Below are 21,113 nucleotides of genomic sequence, written 5' to 3'. Positions count from 1 at the left end.
CCGGGTACCCGGGCGTCGGCTACGCATGAGAGAGTGGCCACTTCTGGCCCCTCATCTCGCCGCACTGATACGTAACTTACGGTTCCGTAGGTACGATTGAGCGCATGACTGCGTCCGTCCCCGACGCGCCCACGGACACGCCGACAGACGGCCATGGTCCCTCCGCGCTCTCCCTCCCCGACCATGTGAAGCCGAAGCTGCGCGGCTGGCTGCACCTCGGCATGTTCCCGGCCGTTCTCGTCTCCGGCCTGGTGCTCACCGCTCTCGCCGACACACCACGGGCCCGTATCGCCTGCGGGATCTTCGCCCTGACGGCCTGCCTGCTCTTCGGGGTCAGCGCCCTGTACCACCGGGGCGACTGGAGCCCGCGCATGGACGGTGTCCTGCGCAGACTCGACCACGCCAACATCTTCCTGATCATCGCGGGCACGTACACGCCACTGACGATGCTGCTGCTGCCGGGCGCCAAGGGCGAGTGGCTGCTGTGGAGCATCTGGGGCGCGGCGGCGGCCGGCATCGCCTTCCGCGTCTTCTGGGTCGGCGCACCGCGCTGGCTCTACACCCCCTGCTACATCGCGATGGGCTGGGCGGCCGTCTTCTTCCTGCCCGACTTCATGCGCACGGGCGGCATCGCCGTCCTGGTCCTGGTGGTCGTCGGCGGACTGCTCTACAGCGCGGGCGGCGTGATCTACGGCATCAAGCGCCCGAATCCGTCACCGCGCTGGTTCGGTTTCCACGAGGTCTTCCACTCCCTCACGGTGGCGGCGTTCCTGGTGCACTACGTGGGGATCTCGCTGGTGGCGTACCAGCACGGGTAGCAGCTGAGACACCTTGTCTTCATGGCCACGGCTTTCGAGCCGTGGCCATTTTTCATGCCCGCCCACCATGACTGGTTCCGCACCCTGACAGTCGATCCCTGTTGACATCAACCACCTTTTGAGAGCTACTCTCATTTCATGGCTACTGTCACTCAATCCAACGACGTGCGACGCGACCCGCGCCGCTGGTGGGCCCTCGGGGCCCTGGTCGCGAGCATGCTCACGCTCGGCTTCGACACGACGATCCTCAATGTCGCCCTGCCCACGATGGCCGGCGAACTCGGCGCCACCACCGGCCAGCAGCAGTGGATGGCGGACTCGTACGTGATCGTCTTCGCGGCGCTCATGCTCCCGGCGGGACTGCTCGGCGACCGCTTCGGACGCCGCCGCATGCTGATCGCGGGGCTCGGCATCTTCCTCGCCGGTTCCGTGGCGGGCGCCCTGGCCGGCGACGTCAACTGGGTCATCGCGGCCCGCACGGTGATGGGCGTCGGCGCGGCCCTGGTCACCCCGCTCGCCCTGTCCGTGCTGCCCTCCCTCTTCGGCCCCGACGAGCGCACCAAGGCCGTCGGCATCATCTCCGCGGCCTCGTCGCTCGGGCTGCCGCTCGGCCCGATCATCGGCGGCTGGCTGCTCAACCACTTCTGGTGGGGCTCGGTCTTCCTGGTCAACATCCCGATGGCCGCGATCGGCATAGCGGCCTGCGTCTTCCTGCTGCCCGAGACCAAGGACCCCGCATCGCCCAGGGTCGACACCCTCTCCACCGCGTTCACGGCGGCCGGCCTCGGCGCCCTCATCTACGCCATCATCGAGGCGCCCAGCCGCGGTTGGGGCGACCCGCTGATCGTGGGCATGCTCATCGGATCCGCGATCCTCATCGCCGCGCTCGTACTGCGCGAGCGGCGCATGGAACGCCCCATGCTCGACATGACCCTGCTCCGCCACCGCGGCTTCCTCTTCAGCTCGATCGCGGCGACCCTCGTGATGTTCGTCCTGTCCGGCCTGCTGTTCGTACTGCCGCAGTACCTCCAGGCGGTCCTCGGCAACGACGCGCTCGGCACCGGCGTCCGGCTGCTGCCCATGATGGGCGGCCTGATCGTCGCGGCCCGGGCCGCACAGCCGCTCGTCAACAAGTTCGGCTCCCGTGCCGTGGTCTGCGCGGGCCTGGTGGTCCTGGCCTTCGCCGCCCTGCTCGGCAGCCGTACGACCGTCGACTCCGGCTACGGCTTCACCGCGCTGTGGCTGTCCATCACCGGGTTCGGCTTCGGCTTCTCGATCGTCCCCGCGATGGACGGCGCGCTGGGTGCCCTGCCCCGCGACCGGGCCGGCAGCGGCGCCGGGCTCCTGATGACCATGCGCCAGGTCGGCGCCGCGATCGGCATCGCCCTGCTGGGCAGCCTGCTCGCGAGCACCTTCCGCGACCGCCTCGACGTCACCGGCCTGCCCGCGAAGGCGGCCGACACGGCCGGGGAGTCCGTCGTAGCGGCACACATGGTCGCGCAGAAGACAGGCTCGGCGGACCTCATCTCCTCCGCGAACAGCGCCTACGTCCACGGCATGGGCCTGGTCCTGCTCGTGTGCGGCGTCGCGGCCCTGGTCACCGCCCTGCTCTCCGCGGCGTTCCTGCCGAACACGCCGGCCGCGCCCTCCCAGCAGGAGGAGGCCGAGGAAGACCCGGCCACAGCCGTGGCCATCGCTCTGGCGGATGCCGGACAATGAACACCATGACGGCCGCACCCTCCCCCTTCAGCCCCGCCGACCGCCCTCAACTGGGCCTCCGCGAGCGCAAGAAGATCAAGACCCGCGAGGCGATCCGCACCGCGACGTACGCACTGGTGAAGGAGCAGGGCTACGACGCGACCACGATCGAGCAGATCGCCGAGCGCGCCGAGGTGTCGCCGTCGACCGTCTTCCGCTACTTCCCCACCAAGGAAGACATCGTCATCACGGACGAGTTCGACCCGATCATCCTGGAGGAGCTCCGGGCCCGCCCCGCCGACGAACCATGGATGGTCACCCTCAGGTATGTGATGCGCAAGGCCATCCAGTACGGCCTCAAGGAGGACGAGGAGACGTCCCGGCTGCGCTCCCACCTCATGGTCCAGGTCCCGGCCGTGCGCTCACGGATGATGGAGAGCATGTCGGTCACCGGCACCATGCTCTGCCACGCCATCGCCGAACGCACCGGCCGCGACCCGGAGAGCCTGGAGGTCCGCGTCTACGCCATGGCCCTCGTCGGCGGCCTGATGGAGGCGACCCTGTACTGGGCGGAGACCGGCCACCAGGGGGAGTTCTCGGATCTGGTGGAGCGGGCGATGGATGTGCTGGAGCACGGGCTCACCGAGTGAGAGCCCGCACTCCAGCGGCAGGCAACTACCCCTTCTTCTTTACGGTCTTCACGTCACCCTTCCCGCACGCCACCCCGTCCCTGTTCGGGTCGAGGCGCAGCGGGTCGTCCTTGCCGTTGACCTTCAGGCGGCCGTAGTCGTTCTGCTGGAGCCATGAACAGCGGGCCGCAGTAGTCGACTTGACCTCCTTCGGGAAGACCGTCGGGACGCAGACGTTGATCGTGCCGTAGTGGCGGTCGCAGCCGGAGATGGTCGTGCTGACCTTCTGCGAGGTGCGCTTCTTGCCGGGCTCGGTGACCTTGCCCTTCAGGGAGTCCGCGAAGGAGTGGACGTGGGCCGAGGCGGTGTCCGTGGTCAGCGCCGAAGGGCCTTGCAGGTGGACCCACTTGGCCACCGACGGGACCCCGTTGGCGTCGACCGCGAAGAGCATGTACCAGCCGGGCGGGGCCAGGTTGGGGTTGCTCGTCACGTTCAGGTCGACCGTGTTGCCGTCCACCGAGAGCGGCAGGTCCACGAAACGCTGGTTCGGGTCCGAGGAGTGCGTGACCGCGGCCGGGCGGATCAACTCGGCCTTGGCGATGGGCCGGTCGACGGTGATCGTCTGGGTGTCGCCGTACTCCCACTCGTTGTCGATGACCGAAGTGATCGTCGGACGCGTGCCCTTGAGGAGATACGGCGGGGTGTAGATCGACACGTTGTGGTTCCAGGTGCCGTTGCCCGGGTTGTCACCGGTCGACATCACCCGGCCGTCCGGCAGCAGGAACGAGGAGGAGTGGTATCCGCGGGCCTCCGGGTCGGCGGCCACCGGGTCGAACGTCGTGGTCGCCGGGTCGAAGATCGACGCCTCGTAGACGGGGTTCGCGCGGTTGTGCAGCCCGCCGCCCGTCTCCAGCACCGTGCCGTCCGGCAGGACCACGGCGGAGACGTACATCTTGCCCTGGCTGCCGGTCTCGGCCACCGGACCGTTCCCCAAGTCGACGGTCCCCTGCGGAATTTGGGGACCGACCGTGTACGTCGGGTTCGCCGCCTTGAGGTCGATGATGTCGGTCAGCCGGTTCGCGTCCGGGTTGGAGTCGATGTTGCCGCCGCCGATGGTGAGGACCTTCTGGTCCTGCGCCGGAGGCAGCAACACGCTTGCGGACTGGTCGCGTTGGTCCTTGTTCTGCAACCCGGACACCGAAGTGATCGTGTTGGCGCCGTAGTCGTAGATCGCGCTGCCCGTCCCCGGGATGTTGTTCCCGAAGACATGGCTGCCCGTGTAGAAGAGCCGGCCGTCCTGCATCAGCACCATCGACGGGTACAGCCCCCAGTACGACCAGGTCTGGTTGACCTGCGACAACGGCAGCCACTTCTGCTGGGCGTCCGACCAGTACTCGGCGGTCACCGAACCCGTCGAGTCCTCGCGCAGCCCGCCGAAGGAGATGACGTCACCGTTGCCGAGCTCGGTCGCCGACGGGTACCAGTGACCGTCGTTGAGGTCGTTCGTCTTGCTGTACGTCTCGGTCGCCGGGTCGAAGATGTACGAGTCCTTGTACCCCTCGTACCCGTGCGAACCGTCCGCCGCCGGGAACGCCTTGTTGCCGCTCAGCACCAGCACCCGGCCGTCCTGCAACTGGATGTGCCCCGAGCAGAACATGTCCTTCGGCGTCGGGATCACCTTGTACGTCCCGGCCACCGGGTCGTACACCGCGCTCGTGAACGTCCCCGCGTCGAACTGCTCCTCGCTGTTCCCGGAGCCCGCGATCAGCAGCACCTTGCCGTTGTTGAGGACGACGGAGTGCATGGAACGCACCGGGTTCTGCGTCGGGAGCACGTCCCAACGGCCGTTCGCACACTCCTCGGCGGTGGCCGTACAGGTCGCGGGCGGGAGCGTGTCCGGCACCTGGTCCATCGTGTAGTCGTCGGTGGTCGCGGACCCGGTGCCGTAGACCGAGACACCCCAGGTGATCCGGTCGGTACCGGCCGGGACTTCGGGCGTACGGACCGTGGCCTGGGTCCAACTGCCCTGCATCTCCAGGGTCTTGAGGTCGGTCCAGTACTGCCAGCCCGCCGTCGCGTCGTGCCGGAACAGCGTGATGTTCGCGTCCGGCGTGGTCGTCTTGTACCAGAGCCCGAGGTCGTACTGCTTGCCCGCCGTCACCACCGGCGCGCACCCGGTCGACTCGGTGATCAGCGCCTTGCGGTCACCGTCGACGCGCCGCGTGACGGTGACCTTCATGGCCTTCGAACCCGAGTGGGCATCCGAAGTCGTAGTGAAATCAAAGTCGTTGTCGCCCCAGCCGGACTTCTCCCAGCAGTACGGCATCCCGTCGCCGCCCGCCGTCTCGAAGCCCGGGTTGACGACGAGGTTCGCGGCCTCGGCGGACTGCGGCGAGGTGAGCAGCAGTCCGGCGGTCAGGGCGCCCACCCCGGCGAAGGCGGTTCTTCTGCGGTACTTGTTCACACGGCTCTCCTTGGTGCTGTACGACTCCCCTTGCGGCTCCCTTTGCGGCGCGGGAGGTAGACCAACGCCTCTGTGCCCACGAAGCGCAGGACGAAGGTCATGACCAGCGCGAGCGCGGTCGCCGACACGGCGCCCATGCCGAACTTGTGGATGAACAGGGCGATCAGCGGGATCCGCAGCACCAGGTCGGCGTTGGCGAGCAGCGCGAACCGGCCCGCCCGGTCCCACCAGCTGCGGTGCCGGCGCCGGTCGCGGAACAGCAGGTGCTCGATGAGCAGGAAGTTCCAGGCCACGCCGAGCTGGTTGGCGAGGATCTCGGCGGGGACGTAGTGCATGCCCGTCTTGGTGAGCGCCCACAGGCCGACCAGGTTCGGGACGAAGCCGGTGGCGCCGATCAGGCCGAACACGATCATGCGCGCGACCGGCGAGGCGGTGCGCAGGCCGAGGAGGTGGCGGAGGAAGCGAAAGCCTTCCTGCGCGGTCGACTTGGACTCGCCGGCGAAGCGGTCCTGGAAGACGAACGGCACCTCGGTGACCTGGCGCGGACGGCTGCGTACGGCGAGTTCGAGCAGGATCTTGTAGCCGAGCGGCTTCAGCGCCTCCGCCGTCACCGCGCTGCGCCGGATCGCGAAGAAGCCGCTCATCGGGTCGCTGATACCGCGGAGTTTGCGCGGGAAGAGCGTCTTCGTCAGCCAGGTCGCCCCGCGGGAAACGGCGATGCGGTATCCGCCGGCCAGTCCCTCGCGACTGCCGCCCTTGATGTACCGGGAGGCGACGACGAGCCCGGCGTTCGAGCGCTCACCGGTGCCGACCAACTCGGGTACCAGGGACGGCGGATGCTGGAGGTCGCCGTCCATGACGACGATCCAGTCGGACGTCGCCGCCTTGATCCCCTCGACGACCGCGCCGCCGAGCCCGCCGACCGGTTCCTCCCGGTGCAGCACGGTGACCGGGAACGGGCAGTCCTGCGCCGCCGCGGAGATCACCTCGGGGGTGTCGTCGGTGGAGTCGTCGACGAAGACGACCTCGCAGGGCAGGCGGGTGGGCACCGATTCGGTGATCCGGTGCAGCAACTCCCGTACGTTCGCGGACTCGTTGAAGGTCGGTACGACGATGGTGACGGCGCCGGGTTCCGCGAGCTCGGCTCCGCGTACGGCCGGATCGCCCAACTCCCCGGGGACCATGGACTCTTGGCTCATCACTGGGCTCCCACGGTCTCGGACTGGATCTGCCGGATCTCGATGCGGTCGTCGCCGGTGCCGAAGGTGGCGACCGGGGTGGAGTGCTCGATCGCCGCCTTGACGTTGGGCAGGTCGACCGCGTCGCGCCGTACCGTCGGGGAGGCCACGACGTAGTCGATGTCCTTCCAGCCGTGCGGCATCGTCTTGGTGACGGCGGGGTCGAGGTCGGCCTTGTAGAACCAGATGACCCCGAGCCCGGGCCGGTACCCGGCGTGCACCAGGTCCAGCCAGAGCGCGTCGTCGACGAGGACACGGGTGTCCTTCGGGTCGGCGACCTCGGTGGACAGCCACTTGGAGGCGGCCCGGTAGGGGGCGTTGGCGTCGGTGGTCATGGCGGTGCGGTCGCCGTCGTACCACTTCGGTACGACATAGGCGCCGGCCGCGATCGCGAGGACCACGGCGAGCGTGTACCGGCCCCCGGTGACGTACCGTTTCTCCTCCTCGCCGCGCCATCTGCGCAGCACCGCGTGGGCGACGGAGGCGGTGCCCCCGGCGAGGACGAGCGCGAGGAAGGGCAGCGCGCCGATGATGTACATCGCGGGCAGATAGCCGTTGGGCCGCATCGAGACCAGGGCGAGGATCGCCACGGTCATGGCCGGCCCGGCGAGGGAGCGGGCGGTGACCGACCAGCGCCAGGTGACCAGCAGGAGCAGCGCCCCGGCGAGGCCGCCCAGCGGCAGGACACGGTCGTAGTACAGCCAGGAATGGAGGACGCCGTAGGAGCCCGTGCCCTGGTCGAGGATGAAGCCCGAACCCGGCCTGGTCATCTGGTACTTGAGGCCGTCCCACAGGGAGACATGGCCGCTGCCCGGCAGCAACTCGCCCTTGAGCAGGGCGAAGAGGGGGTACGCGAAGCCGATCAGGACGCAGGCGGTGATGGCGCCGGTGAGCGCGAACTTCCTCGTGTCGCGGTGTCCGTGGCGCCACATGGTGAGCAGCAGCGCCGGGAGGATGACGAGCATCGTCTCCTTGGTGAGGACCGAAGCCGCGCCGGCCAGTCCTGCCCCGAAGTGGTGCCAGAGATGGCGACTTGGGGACGCGGCCAGGCAGAACGCGAGCAGCATCCACATCACGGCGATGTTGTCGAGGAAGATCTCCCGCTGGAGGATCACGGACAGCGGGGACAGCCCGAAGAGCACCATGGCGAGCCCGGCCGCCCAGCGCGGCAGCGACAGCCGGCGGGCGAGGACGTAGACGAGGACCGCGCTGATCGCGCTGATGACCAGCATCGCGAGGCGCATGGTGCCGACGGTCATCGAGTCGGGGCTGAAGTGCGCGGGGATCCAGGTGAGCAGGGCGATCTGGATCCAGCCGAGCGGCGGGTGGTCGTACCAGTAGGTGTAGTGGGCCAGGCCGGTGCCCTGTTGGACGGCCCAGGCCTGGGCGAGGTAGGTGCCCTCGTCGTCGCTGAGCGTCGGGTAGTCGGCGATGTTCCAGCCCTGCACGACGAGGATCGCGACGAGGAGGAGACCGCAGAGGAGGAGGTCGGGGCGGGAGGAACGGAGCCGTGAAGGTGGCGCTGTTCGACTGGCCGAACCGGTTTCAGGCGCAGGCTGCCGCTGCGCGGGGACCGTGGTGGTCACCGCGGGAAGTGTGGAAGTCACGCAGGAACGTCCTCTCGGATCACTGCGGTTTCGGTGAGGTGCGCGCCGACGTGGGAGGTCAACTCCCAGTCGTTCCGGCCGCGTTGCTCACGCCACACTGCGCGAATCGCGGCTCCGGCGAGCAGGACCTGGTAGAACGGGCCGCCCACGACGAGCTTCAGATAGTGGACGGCGCGGACGCGGAGTCCGTACTGCTTGCCGAAGTCATGCAGTCCGACGACCTCGAACACGAAGGTGACGGCTGCGGTGACCAGCGGCAGGAAGGTGAGGAACGCGATGCCCACCGGCACGTCCAGGAAGAGCGCGACCGCCGCGTTGAGCGGGATGATGACCCCGGAGAAAGCCTGCAGGAACGGGGTCATCAGCGTGTAGCGGGCGAGCAACCGCTGTCCGAATCCCGGGAGTTGCTTCCAGTCCTTCTTCCGGTAGACCTGAAGGAAGCCCTGGTTCCAGCGAGTTCGCTGCTTCAGCAGTGACATCAGCGAGCCCGGGGTCTCCTCCCGGGTCACCATGTCGGAGTCGTAGGCGACGACGACCTTCTTGCCGACACTGGACAGCCGCACGCCCAGGTCGCAGTCCTCGGCAAGGCAGTTGGGGTCCCAGCCGTCGGCCTCGCGCAGGACGTCGGTCCGCACGAAGACGGTGTTGCCGCCCAGCGGGATGAACCCCTTCTGCGCGTGCAGGTGCAGCCGGGACCGGAACCAGAAGAAGTACTCCAGGCAGTTGCGCAGGCTGTACCAGCTGGAGTGGAAGTTGATGAGCTGGACGCCCCCCTGGACGACGTCCGCTCCCGTCGTCCGGAACGCGTGGTCGACGTGGGCGAGCAGCGCCGGATGGACCTGGTCCTCGGCGTCGAAGACCCCGACGACATCGCCGCGGCAGTGCGGCAGCGCCGTGTTCATGGCCTTCGGTTTGTTCTTCTTCTCGTGCGTGTCGACGACGACCCGCACACGCGGGTCGCGCTCCGCGGCACTGTTGGCCACCGCCGCGGTCTCGGGGTCGTCGTGCCCCACGATCACGATGATCTCGAAGTCGGTGTGCGTGGACTCCAGCAGCCGCTGGATGGTGTGGTCGAGCACGGCCTGTTCGTGCCGGGCCGGCAGCAGCAACGAGAACGAGACGTGCTCGTCCCCGTCCGGTCTGCTGAATCGGGTGGAGGCGAGCACTTCGGGCGTACGCCACGCGTGCATCTGCCACCACAGAGTGAAGGCGGCCATCCAGAACAAGGCCAGCGAAACGACGGCGATGAAGACAGACGTCAGCAAGACAGATCCCCCCAGATCCCAATACCCCCTGGCGCGACGGTGAGTTACATCCGTCGCGTCACGAGGCAGAGACTATGGGCGATCTGTGAAGCGAGCAGGTGATTTCAGTGAAGAGCGTGTTTCGTCACAATGAGGCCCCCACATGAGCATTTCTCGCACTGGTCGCGTTTGCGCCGGTTACGACTCTGGCGTTTCACCTGTTCAGCGCGTTGCTCAGCTGCTCGGGGTCGGTCGTCGGCGCGTCACAGGTGAAGTTACGGCAGACATACGCCGCCGGTCCACCGTCGACCAGGGGCCGGTCGGCGAGCAACGGCAGTTCGTCACTCCCCGCAACCCCGAAGGCCACCACGGCCCCGGGCGCGGTCCCCAGAAGTGCCGTACGGTGCAAGGCTTTTGCGCCTTCGTCGCCGAGCGAGGGCCCTACGACGGCCACCTCGCGCGGCCCGTCGAGATACGCCTCGGCGACGGCCAGCCCCCACCCGATGAACCGCGGAACGCGCGGCCCGAGCGCCTTCACGACCCCCAACGCCCGCTCGGCGGCGGTGCGATGGGGCTCGGCGCCGGTCTGCGCGGCATAGCTGAGCAGCGCACCGGCGGCGGCGGTCCAGCCGGACGGGGTGGCGTTGTCGGTCGGATCCTGCGGCCGCCGAATGAGCCGCTCGGCATCGGCGGCGGTGTCATACAGGGCCCCCGACTCATCTACGAACCCGGCGAGCACGTGGTCGAGCAGGAACCCGGCGAACTCCAGCCAGACCCCCTCCCCCGTGACCGAGGCGAGCGCGAGGAAGCCTTCGGCCACATCGGCGTAGTCCTCCAACACCCCGGCGTTCGCCCCGACTTGGCCGTCCTTGCTGGTGCGGGCCAGCTTGGCGTGCTCGTCGAGATGCAGGCGTACGAGGAGATCGGCGGCGGAGACGGCGGCCTCGACCAGGTCGGGGCGGTCGAAGTAGGCGCCGGTCTCGGCGAGCGCGGCGATCGCGAGGCCGTTCCAGGCGGCGACCACCTTGTCGTCGCGGCCGGGGGCGGGACGCTGTGAACGGGCGGCGAGGAGACGGCTCTTGACCGACTCGACCTTCCCGGCGTCGAAGACCCCTTCGCTCTGCGGGAGTTGAAGGACGGACTGCCCCTCTTCGAAGGTCCCGTCGTCGGTCACCCCGAAGTACTGGGCGGCGAGTGCGCCGTCCTCCTCGCCGAGAACTTCGGTGAACTGCTCGGGAGTCCAGACGTAGTAGGCGCCCTCGACGTGCTTGCCGGTCCCGTCGTCGCTGTCGGCGTCGAGGGCGGAGGCGAACCCGCCCTCGTTGGTGCGGAGTTCACGCACGATGAAGTCGGCGGTCTCGACGGCCACGCGGCGCGCCAGCTCGGAACCGGTGCTGCGCCACAGGTGCGCGTAGACCCGGCAGAGCAGGGCGTTGTCGTAGAGCATCTTCTCGAAGTGCGGGACGACCCACTCGCGGTCGACGGAGTACCGCGCGAACCCGCCCGCGAGCTGGTCGTAGATCCCGCCGCGTGCCATGCGCTCGCAGGTGTCCCGCGCCATCTCCAGGGCGCCCTCGGAGCCGGTGCGGGCGTGGCGGCGCAGCAGGAACTCAAGCGCCATGGACGGCGGGAACTTGGGCGCGCCGCCGAATCCGCCGCGCTGCGGGTCGTACTCCCGGGTGAGCCCGAGGAGTGCGCCGGTCAGCTCCTCCTCGCCGGGGGCCTCGGTGCTGCCGTAGTCGATCTCGCGCTGGGACAGGTCCCGGGTGATCTTCCCGGCGACCTCGGCGACCTCGTCCCGCCGGTCGGTCCAGGCACTGCGCACCCCCTCCAGCACCTGCCGGAAGGAGGGCATGCCGTGGCGGGGCGCGGGCGGGAAGTACGTCCCGAAGTAGAAGGGCTCGGCGTCCGGCGTGAGAAACACGGTCATGGGCCAGCCGCCCTGCCCGGTGGCCGCCTGGACGGCCTCCATGTAGACGGCGTCGACGTCGGGGCGTTCCTCGCGGTCGACCTTGATGCTGACGAAGTGCTCGTTGAGGTAGTCGGCGGTGGGCTGGTCCTCGAAGGACTCGTGGGCCATGACGTGGCACCAGTGACAGCTGCTGTACCCGACGCTGAGCAGCACCGGCCGGTTGGTCCGCCGAGCCTCGTCGAAGGCCTCGGCCGACCAGGGCCACCAGTCGACGGGGTTGTCGGCGTGCTGGAGCAGATACGGGGATGTCTCATGGGCCAGTCGGTTCGGCATGCCCCCATCGTGCCTGACCGGAGCCGAGGCCCGCGGGACCGGCTACCGCTTCCGCACGGCGAACGGATGATCGTCGCCCTCTCGCGCTCAAGCCTCCCCCGAAGGACACTCATAGGCCAGGGAGTTGCCGCCGGAGGGGGACGACACATGCGGGACGGCCATCGGACCGATGCCGAGCGGCTGTTGGCTCGGGCCGTGGAGGAGGAGGTGCGGCGCTCCGGCGGGCGCACGGACGGGCAGGTGCTGCTGGCGCGGTCCCGGGCCGCTCTGGACGCCATGGCGGAGACGGCGGCCGACGAGTACGCGGCCTACACCCGGGCTCTCGACGAGGCGTCGGCGGGGCAGCTCACCTTCGGGCAGCGGTATGCGAAGGAGGGCGGCCGAACTCCCTTGCTGGTGGCGGGTGTTGGCGCGGTCGCCGCCGTGGTGGCCGACCTCGCCCTCGGCACCGGGACCGGGACCGCGTTCGGCGCCGGGGTGACCGTCGGTGTCGTGGGCGCGGCGGCGACCGTCGTGAAGGTGACCGCCTCGCATCTGCCCGCCGCGCATCACCGCGCCGGTGCCGTGAGCCAGCCCGGCGGTCCGGAGCAGCTGCGGTTGCAGTGGCTGACGGCGCTGGAGGTGCGGGGCATCCGGCCGTTCCTGGACCAGCAGCGAGTGCTCGCCGCGTCCACCGGGCCGACTCGGAAGCCGGGGCCGCAGTTGCGCGGTGCGGACAAGAGTGCGGCTGCGCGGAGAAGGAGTGTGCTGGAGCAGTCGTTCGGTCAACTCCCCGATGCCGTTGGGGCGTTCGCCGGTCGGCGGGCCGAGTTGGCCCGGATTCGGCAACTGGTGCAGGCGGGGCGCGCGAGTACGGAGACCCGGCCGACCGTGGTCGTGCTGCACGGTGCTCCCGGCTCGGGGCGCACCACTCTCGCGGTGCGGGCCGCGCACGATCTGCGGGACCAGTTCCGCGGTGCCTGCGTGGTGGATCTGCGCGGCGACAGCCCGGGCGAACCGCCGTTGCCCACCCGCGACGCCCTGCTGCATCTGCTGAACCGGCTCGGCGCACCCCGTGAGCAGTTGCTGTTCCGCGAGCGCTCCTCGCCCGACCAACAGGTCAAGCGGCTGGGCGAGTTGTACCACCAGCACCTGACCGGACTGCCGGTGACGATCGTCCTGGACGACGCCTCCGATGTCGCGCAGGTGGCCACGCTGGTGCCCGAGCGTTCGGACAGCCTGGTCGTGGTCACCGCCCGCAAGCCCCTCGACCTGCCTGCCGAACTCGCCGCCTGGGTCCACCAGTTGCCGGTGGAGTCACTGGACGCCGCGGGCGCGGAGGAGTTGCTGGGCGCGGCCGCGCAGGACGGTTCGGAGCCGTACGACGCCGAATCCACCGACCACATCAGGGAGTTGTGCGGTGGGCTGCCGCTGGCGCTGCGCATCGCGGGCTCCTCCCTCGGCCCGCGCTCACCGGGTCGGCTGGCCACGGATCTGGGCGCGTACGGTCCGGTGGAACCGGTCGAGCGGGCCCTGTGGCTGCGCTACACCGACCAGTCCGACCCGGCCCGCGCGCTGCTGCGCAGGCTGGCGCTGGCCGGCCGGGCCTCGCTGGGCGCGGCAGCGGCGGCGGCCCTGCTGGGCGCCGACGAGACCGAGGCCACCCGCCAGCTGGAGGCCCTGTCCCGGGCGGGCCTCATCGACCACGTCCGCGGCACCCGCTACCGTCTGCACGACCTGGTCCGCGCCTTCGCCCAGGCCCGCCTCCTCGACGAGGAGGAGCCCTCGGAACGTACGGCCGCGCAGGAGCGGTTGATCGTGAACTACGGCGAACTCGCCGACTCCGTCCTGCGGTTGGTCGACGGCAACATGTCGACGCGCTCGGACCGGTTCGGCCCGCACGGTTTCACCTCGCTCGACGAGGCGCTGCGTTGGCTGGACGACGAGTCGAGCTTCATCACCTCGACGCTGCGGCACGCGGAGGGCGTCGACCAGGGCGCCGTACTGAATCTGCTGGGCGCGCTGTGCGACTACTGCCTGCTGCGCGGCGACCTCTACCGGCTCGGTGAGATCAGCGAGTTGGCGCAGGCCGTCGACCAGGGCCTCCTGGTCCGCTCGGTGCAGTGGCGTACGGGTATCGCGGCCCGGCAGCTCGGCGAACTCGACAAGGCGCGCACCACCCTCACCTCCGTCGTCGACCTCTACATGGAGGCCCATCACGACGCGGGCGCCGCACGCGCCCTCTGCTCGCTCGGCATCACCCTCCACCACCAGGGCAACCTCACCGAGGCGGCGGCGAAACTCCGCGAGGCCCTCGACCTGCAAGCCCCGCCCGAACTCGCCACGGACCGCGCCTGGACGATGCACGCCCTGGCCGCCGTGGAACGCGACCGCGGCCGACTCCCCGAAGCCATGCGCCTGTTGACCGAATCCCTCGTCCTGCACCGCGCCGGCGAATCCGTCCACGGCGAGGCCTGGGCCCACTTCCAGCTCGGCCAACTCGGCCTGCGCATGGGCGACATCCCCCGCGCCGAGTCCGAACTCACCACGGCCCTCGGCCTCTACGGCCGCACCCGCGACGCCCGCGGCGAGGCCTGGGCCCTGACCCAACTGGCCCGCGCGCGCCTGGTCGCCGGCGACCCGTCCCCCGCGATCGACGGCCTGCGCCAGGCAGCCGCCCGGCACCGCGACAACGAGGACGCCCGCGGCGAGGCCTGGACGGTCTACTACCTCGGCCAGGCCCTGGAGGAGACCGGCAACCTCGACCTCGCGGTACGCGAGCTGGAACGCTCCCGCACGATGTTCTCCCGCATGCGCGACGTCTACGGCCTCGCCTGCGCCCGGCACCACTCGGCACGCGTGACCCGCGACCAGCGCGCGGCCCAGACCGGTTCGCTGCGCAACTCCGGGTTCGCCCGCCAGCTCCTGGTCGACGCCCGCGCCGACTTCCAGCGCATCGGCGTCGCCCACGGCGAGGCGTGGACCTGCCTGGAGCTCGCGGTCGTCGACGCGGGCAACGCCCGTACCCAACAGGCACTGACGCTGTGCGACGAGGCCGTAGGCCTGTTCACCTCGTACGGCGACCACCGCGGCGAGGACTGGGCCCACTTCCTGCGCTCCACGCTGCTGCCGTACGCGGCCCCGGGCGGGGTCGTGGTCGGCACGGCGGTCGCCCAGGAGGAACTCGCCCAGCTGTCGCGCACCGGCCACCCGCACCGCGACGAGAAACTCCACGACTACGTGGAGGCGTACCAGCTGCTGCTGGAGCGGGGCGTGAACCTGGAGGCGGGCTGGCAGGCGTGGCGGCTGGGCATGGTGCCGAGCCGGCATGCGCGGGAGGTGATGGGGGTGACGGTGTCCGGCACCCCCTGAGCACCCCTCGTGCGGGCCGCCGGACCGGCCGCCTCAGCCCTGCTTGGCCTTGGACTCGGCCGGGGCGGCCCCGGCCTCGGCCTTCGACTCCGCGGTCGGCTCGGCCTTCGGGTCCGCGCCCTCCTTGAAGTCGACCTTGTTCATCTGCTTGCTCATCGATTTCATCAGGCCCCAGACGGCCAGGGCCATCACCGCGAACACGATGAAGCCGAGGACGCCGGGGGTGACCTTGTTCTCGTCGACCTCGGCGAGGGGGACCAGGTGCGTCATTGCCAGGGCTGCGCTTGAGCTCATGTCAGGCATTGTCGCGGATGCCCGCAAAGAGGTCGTCCTCGGGGAGGGAGCTGGCGACGAGGGACTTCACCAGCTCGTACTCCTCGGTCGGCCAGATCTCCTTCTGGATCTCCATCGGCACCCGGAACCAGCCGCCGTCGGGGTCGATCTGCGTGGCGTGCGCGAGCAGCGCCTTGTCGCGGATCTCGAAGAACTCGGCGCAGGGGATGTGCGTGGTGAGCGTGCGCTCGGTGTGCCCCGACTCGTTCCAGCGCTTGAGCCACTCCTCGTACGGCGACTCCAGGCCGCGCGCCAGCAGCGCGCTGTGCAGGGCCTCGGTGCGCTGACGGTTGAAGCCCTGGTTGTAGTACAGCTTCTGCGGCTGGTAGGCCGGGCCGTACTCCGACTCCGGGTACTTCTCGGTGTCCGTCGCGCCCTCGAACGCCACCATCGAGATCTTGTGGGTCATGATGTGGTCGGGGTGCGGGTAACCGCCGTTCTCGTCATAGGTGGTGATCACCTGCGGACGGAACGACCGGATCTGCTTCACCAGCTCGCCGGCCGCCTTGTCGACATCCTCCAGCGCGAAGCAGCCCTCGGGCAGCGGCGGCAGCGGGTCGCCCTCGGGAAGCCCCGAGTCGACGAAGCCGAGCCATTCCTGCTTGATGCCGAGGATCTCGCGGGCCTCGTCCATCTCCTTCTTGCGCACCTCGTGGATGTGCTCCTCGATGTACGTGTCGCCCTGGAGCTTCGGGTTGAGGATGGAGCCCCGTTCCCCGCCCGTGCAGGTCACGACCAGCACGTCCACCCCCTCGGACACGTACTTCGCCATGGTGGCCGCGCCCTTGCTCGACTCGTCGTCGGGGTGCGCGTGGACGGCCATCAGTCGCAGCTGGTCAGTCAAGACTCAATCCTCAGTAGGTCGGCGCCCCGGTGTCCTGGGGTGCGATCGGCGGCTTCTATAGTGACCGAATCCGGGGGCGAATAATTCCGGGGGCCTGCTTCTACGGCCCCTTGCCGAGAGGACGATCATGAGTACGGCGAGTGCGCGACTGCCCGAGGGCCGTTACGGCCGCTCGTCGGACGAGCGTGCCGACCACAAGCTCAGGATCGCCGGCGCCGTCCTCGCGGCGATGCTGCTCGCCCTCGTCGGGTACTTCGCCTACCACTACGTCGTCGAGGCCAAGATCAGCGCCGAGGTGATCACCTTCCAGGCCTCGGGCAACGAGGTCAAGGTGCATCTGGAGGTCCACAAGGACTCCGGGACCACCGGCTACTGCACCCTGCGCTCCCAAGCCGCCGACCAGTCCGAGGTGGGCCGGGCCGACTTCCACTTCGGCGGCTCCGCGACCCGCATCGACAGGGTCGTCACCCTGCGCACCACGGCCAGGGGCACCACGGCCGAGCTGCTGGGCTGCCACTCCGACTGACGTCACTCTCGTTACGTAGGCGCTGACCAGCGTTGACGTATGTCTGACGGCTTATGTCCTCCCCCTGACGCCGTTGAATTGTTAGGCTCGTGGTTTCGCCCTTCCATGAAGGAACATTCTTCTGGGTAGGGCGATGCTTTGTATTCCCAGTACCTACGAGGAGCACCTGTGACCCAGACCAGCGAAGACGTCACCTGGCTCACGCAGGAGGCGTACACCAAGCTCAAGGACGAGCTGGAGTACCTGTCTGGTCCCGCGCGCGCCGAGATCACCGTGAAGATCGCGGCCGCTCGCGAGGAGGGCGACCTGCGCGAGAACGGCGGGTACCACGCGGCCAAGGAGGAGCAGGGCAAGCAGGAGCTCCGCATCCGCCAGCTGACCCAGCTTCTGGAGAAGGCCAAGGTCGGTGAGGCTCCGGCGTCGTCGGACGGCGCGGTCGCGCCCGGCATGGTCGTCACGATCGCCTTCGACGGCGACGAGAGCGACACCACGACCTTCCTGCTCGCCTCGCGCGAGTACGCGAGCGCCGACATCGAGACCTACTCGCCGCAGTCCCCGCTGGGCTCCGGCGTGCTCGGCCACAAGGTCGGCGAGGAAGCGCAGTACGAGCTGCCCAACGGCAAGAAGGCCTCGGTGACGATCCTCAAGGCCGTGCCGTACAACGGCTGACCCTCAGGACCCCCGCCCTTCGGCGAGCCCCCGGCGACCTTGCGGCGCCGGGGGCTTCGTCGTGCGCGGTCGGGCCCGGGTACGGCTGCGAGGAGCCGCGCCGGTGCCTGCCCGTGTGCCTCAGGCCGTCGCCGAGCGGTACTTCCGCACCGCCAGCGTCCGGAATATGAGGATGATCAGCAGCGAGTAGATCAGTGAGGCCCACACCGGGTGCACCATGGGCCAGGCGTCCGAGGGCGACTGTCCCGGGTTGGCGAAGAGCACCCGGCAGGCCTGCACGGTGGCGCTGAACGGGTTCCACTCGGCGATGTGGCGCAGCCACGGGGTCATGTTGCTGGTGTCCACGAACGCGTTCGAGATGAACGTCACCGGGAAGAGCCAGATCAGCCCGCCGGAGGTGGCCGCCTCGGGCGTACGGACACTGAGCCCGATCAGGGCGCCGATCCAGGTGAACGCGTACCCGAGCAGAAGCAGCAGCCCGAAGGCACCGAGCACCTTGCCGGCGTTGGTTCCCCCGTCCGACCCGACCCGCCAGCCGACCAGCAGGGCGACTATCGCGAGGACCAGCAGGGTCAGCGCGGTCTGCACGAGGTCCGCGAGCGTCCGCCCGGTCAGCACCGCGCCGCGCGCCATGGGCAGCGAGCGGAACCGGTCGATGAGTCCCTTGTGCATGTCGTCGGCGATGCCCGCGCCGGAACTGGCGGTGGCGAACGTGACGGTCTGCGCGAAGATGCCGGCCATCAGGAAGTTCTTGTAGTCGGTGGCGCTGGTGCTGCCGCCGATCTGCATGGAACCGCCGAAAACGTAGGTGAACAGCACCACGAACATGATCGGCTGGATCAGTCCGAAAATTACCATCTCGGGAATTCGAGACATTCTGATCAAGTTCCGCTTGGCGACGACCAGTGAGTCGTGCACGGACTGGCCCAGCGCGCTGCTCGGCGCCGCGACCGGCGCGGCATCGGTGACGGCACTCACTTCGCGGCCTCCTCCTTCTTCTGCTTGCGGTCCTTGGGGTTCTGGTTCGCTTCCGTGCCGTTCTCCTCGGCCTTCTCCTCGGCCAGGTGGCCCGTCAGGGAGAGGAACACGTCGTCGAGGGTGGGGCGGCGGAGGCCGATGTCGTCTATCTCGATGCCGCGGGAGTCGAGCTCGCGGATCACCTCGGCGAGGAGCTTCGCGCCGCCGGTGACGGGCACGGTGAGTTTGCGGGTGTGCTCCTCGACCGTGGTCTCGCCCTTGCCGAAGCCGAGGAGGATCTCGGAGGCGATCTGGATGTGGTCGCGCTCGTGCACGACGACCTCGACGCGCTCGCCGCCGGTGCGGGCCTTGAGCTGGTCGGAGGTGCCGCGGGCGATGACGCGGCCGTGGTCGACCACCGCGATGTCGTGCGCGAGGTGGTCGGCCTCCTCCAGATACTGGGTGGTCAGCAGGAGTGTCGTACCGCCGGAGACGAGCTGTTTGATGACCTCCCACAGCATCTGGCGGTTGCGCGGGTCGAGGCCGGTGGTCGGCTCGTCCATAAACATCACGGGCGGGGAGACGACGAGCGCCGCCGCCAGGTCGAGCCGGCGGCGCATGCCTCCGGAGTAGGTCTTGGCCGTACGGTCGGCGGCGTCCCCGAGGTTGAACTGGTCGAGCAGCTGGTCGGCCCGGGCCTTCGCGGCCTTGGCCTTCATCTGGTAGAGCTGGCCGACCATCTGCAGGTTCTCCCGGCCGGTCAGGTACTCGTCGACCGCGGCGAACTGGCCGGAGAGGCCGATGGAGCGCCGCACCTCGTTGGGCTGCTTCAGCACGTCGAGGCCGGCCACGATCAGCTTGCCGCGGTCGGGGCGCAGCAGGGTGGTCAGACAGCGGACGGCGGTCGTCTTGCCCGCGCCGTTGGGCCCGAGCAGGCCCAGCACGGTGCCCTCGGGGACATCGAGGTCGACGCCGTCCAGAGCTTTCACATCGCCGAAGGTTTTCACCAGGCCTTCGGCATAGATGGCGCCTGGCATATCAGTCTCCACGTCGTCGGGGATTCTTTGAAAAGCCTAGGTTTGTGTCTTTTGTTCTGCCCATGGGAGCGGCATGCTGCTGCCTGCGGGCGACACGAGACACACCATAACGCGATGTATCGCGTCTCTCAACAGATTTTCTCGAACGAGTGACGGAACGGGTGGCGAGGGGTTCTGACCTCGGTCGACGACCGATCTCAGTCGATGACGGTGTACCCCGCGTCGCGCAGGGCGTGGCCGACCTCGGCGCAGTGCACCGGACCCTTCGTCTCCAGATGCAGCTCGACCTCCGCCTCCGTGAGCCCGAGCCGCGGATCGGTCCGGACGTGGCTCACATCGAGGACGTTAGCGTCGACCACTGACAACACCCCGAGAAGCGTCGCGAGGGCCCCCGGCCGGTCCGTCAGCCGCAGCGTCACGGCCAGGTAGCGGCCCTGCGCGGACATGCCGTGGCGCAGGATGCGGTTGAGCAGCAGCGGGTCGACGTTCCCGCCGGACAGCAGCGCGACGACCGGTCCCTCGAAGCCCCGCGGATCGCTCAGCAGCGCCGCGACCGGGCTGGCACCGGCCGGCTCGACGACCAGCTTGGCCCGCTCCAGGCACAGCAGCAGCGCGGCGGACAGCTCGTCCTCGCTGACCGTGCGGACCTCGTCCACCAGCTCGGCGACGATCCCGAACGGCACCTCGCCGGGGCACCCGACCTTGATGCCGTCGGCCATCGTCGCCGGATTCTTGATCGCCACCGGGCGACCGGCCGCCAGCGAGGGCGGGAACGCGGCCGCGCCCGCCGCCTGGACGCCCACGATCCGCACGTCGGGCCGCAGCGCCTTCACGGCGACCGCGACACCGGCCGCGAGCCCGCCGCCGCCGATCCCGACGACGATCGTGCGCACCTCGGGGCACTGGTCCAGGATCTCCAGGCCGACCGTGCCCTGGCCCGCGATGATGTCCGGGTGGTCGAAGGGGTGGATGAACACCGCGCCCGTCTCGTGGGCGTACTCCTGCGCGGCGGCCAGCGTCTCGTCGACCACGTGGCCGTGCAGGCGCACCTCGGCGCCGTACTCCTTGGTGGCGCTGATCTTCGGCAGGGGCGCGCCCTTGGGCATGAACACCGTGGAGCGCACGCCCAGGAGTGCGGAGGCGAGGGCGACGCCCTGGGCGTGGTTGCCGGCGCTCGCGGCGACGACACCGGCGGCGCGCTCCTCGGGGAGCAGTCCGGCGATACGGACGTAGGCGCCGCGGAGTTTGAAGGAGCCGGTCCGCTGGAGGTTCTCGCACTTGAAGTGCACCGGCGAGCCGACGAGCTGGGTGAGGTGCCTGCTGCCTTCCATCGCGGTCACCCGCGCCACGCCCGTGAGCATCTTCTGGGCGCCGCGCACATCGTCGAGGGTGACGGGTCGCAAGGAGTCAGCCGTGCTGTAGCTCATGACTCAAGCATCGCAGTTCACAGGCG

Annotated in this window: 16 protein-coding genes; 6 read left to right on the top strand and 10 right to left on the bottom strand. The window is 69.3% G+C overall.

Annotation, left to right across the window (positions count from 1 at the left end):
• Positions 1 to 104 precede the first annotated feature (104 nt).
• From OG496_RS35550 to OG496_RS35540, 3 genes are all read left to right on the top strand, one after another.
• Positions 105 to 818: a hemolysin III family protein gene (locus OG496_RS35550; protein WP_366489482.1), complete on the top strand. Its 714-nt coding sequence runs from the start codon at positions 105 to 107 to the stop codon at positions 816 to 818.
• 138 nt (positions 819 to 956) lie between these two features.
• A complete protein-coding gene (locus tag OG496_RS35545) occupies positions 957 to 2,537 on the top strand; it encodes a DHA2 family efflux MFS transporter permease subunit (protein WP_405973810.1) in 1,581 nt (526 codons plus the stop codon).
• Positions 2,534 to 3,166 carry a TetR family transcriptional regulator gene (locus OG496_RS35540; RefSeq protein ID WP_366489480.1) on the top strand — a complete coding sequence of 211 codons (633 nt, stop codon included), beginning with the start codon at positions 2,534 to 2,536 and terminating at the stop codon, positions 3,164 to 3,166. Before OG496_RS35545 ends, OG496_RS35540 begins: the two co-directional genes overlap by 4 nt.
• A 25-nt stretch (positions 3,167 to 3,191) precedes the next feature.
• Here the strand turns inward: OG496_RS35540 and OG496_RS35535 are convergent, their stop codons facing one another.
• From OG496_RS35535 to OG496_RS35515, 5 genes are all read right to left on the bottom strand, one after another.
• Positions 3,192 to 5,609, bottom strand: a complete 2,418-nt coding sequence (locus OG496_RS35535) for a galactose oxidase-like domain-containing protein (RefSeq protein WP_405973809.1) — start codon at positions 5,607 to 5,609, stop codon at positions 3,192 to 3,194.
• On the bottom strand, positions 5,606 to 6,808 hold the full coding sequence (locus OG496_RS35530) for a glycosyltransferase (protein WP_405973808.1): 1,203 nt from the start codon (positions 6,806 to 6,808) through the stop codon (positions 5,606 to 5,608). The genes OG496_RS35535 and OG496_RS35530 overlap by 4 nt, the downstream gene beginning before the upstream one ends.
• Complete coding sequence (locus OG496_RS35525) at positions 6,808 to 8,454, bottom strand: ArnT family glycosyltransferase (protein WP_405973807.1); 1,647 nt, start codon at positions 8,452 to 8,454, stop codon at positions 6,808 to 6,810. Before OG496_RS35525 ends, OG496_RS35530 begins: the two co-directional genes overlap by 1 nt.
• A complete protein-coding gene (locus tag OG496_RS35520) occupies positions 8,451 to 9,719 on the bottom strand; it encodes a glycosyltransferase (RefSeq protein WP_366489474.1) in 1,269 nt (422 codons plus the stop codon). Before OG496_RS35520 ends, OG496_RS35525 begins: the two co-directional genes overlap by 4 nt.
• 193 nt (positions 9,720 to 9,912) lie before the next feature.
• Positions 9,913 to 11,943: a thioredoxin domain-containing protein gene (locus OG496_RS35515; protein ID WP_405973806.1), complete on the bottom strand. Its 2,031-nt coding sequence runs from the start codon at positions 11,941 to 11,943 to the stop codon at positions 9,913 to 9,915.
• A gap of 147 nt (positions 11,944 to 12,090) precedes the next feature.
• On the opposite strand from OG496_RS35515, the gene OG496_RS35510 reads away from it, so the two are divergent.
• Positions 12,091 to 15,294 (top strand): tetratricopeptide repeat protein, encoded by a 3,204-nt coding sequence (locus OG496_RS35510; RefSeq protein WP_405973805.1) that lies wholly within the window; start codon positions 12,091 to 12,093, stop codon positions 15,292 to 15,294.
• Between the two features lie 33 nt (positions 15,295 to 15,327).
• On the opposite strand, the gene OG496_RS35505 is transcribed toward OG496_RS35510, so the two are convergent.
• Both OG496_RS35505 and mca read right to left on the bottom strand, forming a co-directional pair.
• Complete coding sequence (locus tag OG496_RS35505; protein ID WP_405973804.1) at positions 15,328 to 15,597, bottom strand: hypothetical protein; 270 nt, start codon at positions 15,595 to 15,597, stop codon at positions 15,328 to 15,330.
• Positions 15,590 to 16,450: a mycothiol conjugate amidase Mca gene (mca, locus tag OG496_RS35500; protein WP_405976778.1), complete on the bottom strand. Its 861-nt coding sequence runs from the start codon at positions 16,448 to 16,450 to the stop codon at positions 15,590 to 15,592. Before mca ends, OG496_RS35505 begins: the two co-directional genes overlap by 8 nt.
• Before the next feature lie 148 nt (positions 16,451 to 16,598).
• Here mca and OG496_RS35495 point away from each other — a divergent pair, with 148 nt between their 5' ends.
• Positions 16,599 to 16,997, top strand: coding sequence for a DUF4307 domain-containing protein (locus OG496_RS35495; protein ID WP_366489468.1), 399 nt, complete (start codon positions 16,599 to 16,601; stop codon positions 16,995 to 16,997).
• Positions 16,998 to 17,165: 168 nt separating this feature from the next.
• Positions 17,166 to 17,666 (top strand): transcription elongation factor GreA, encoded by a 501-nt coding sequence (gene greA / locus OG496_RS35490; RefSeq protein WP_366489467.1) that lies wholly within the window; start codon positions 17,166 to 17,168, stop codon positions 17,664 to 17,666.
• Between the two features lie 120 nt (positions 17,667 to 17,786).
• On the opposite strand, the gene OG496_RS35485 is transcribed toward greA, so the two are convergent.
• The 3 genes from OG496_RS35485 to ilvA form a co-directional block, all read right to left on the bottom strand.
• On the bottom strand, positions 17,787 to 18,644 hold the full coding sequence (locus OG496_RS35485; protein WP_033285240.1) for an ABC transporter permease: 858 nt from the start codon (positions 18,642 to 18,644) through the stop codon (positions 17,787 to 17,789).
• Complete coding sequence (locus tag OG496_RS35480) at positions 18,641 to 19,660, bottom strand: ATP-binding cassette domain-containing protein (RefSeq protein WP_405973803.1); 1,020 nt, start codon at positions 19,658 to 19,660, stop codon at positions 18,641 to 18,643. The genes OG496_RS35485 and OG496_RS35480 overlap by 4 nt, the downstream gene beginning before the upstream one ends.
• A 197-nt stretch (positions 19,661 to 19,857) precedes the next feature.
• On the bottom strand, positions 19,858 to 21,087 hold the full coding sequence (ilvA, locus tag OG496_RS35475) for a threonine ammonia-lyase (protein ID WP_366489464.1): 1,230 nt from the start codon (positions 21,085 to 21,087) through the stop codon (positions 19,858 to 19,860).
• Positions 21,088 to 21,113 lie beyond the last annotated feature (26 nt).

It is taken from the genome of Streptomyces sp. NBC_00988, from assembly GCF_045162645.1.
Lineage (GTDB): Bacteria > Actinomycetota > Actinomycetes > Streptomycetales > Streptomycetaceae > Streptomyces.
Note: the sequence above shows the minus strand (reverse complement) of the source record. Positions and strands in the feature narration are given on the sequence as shown.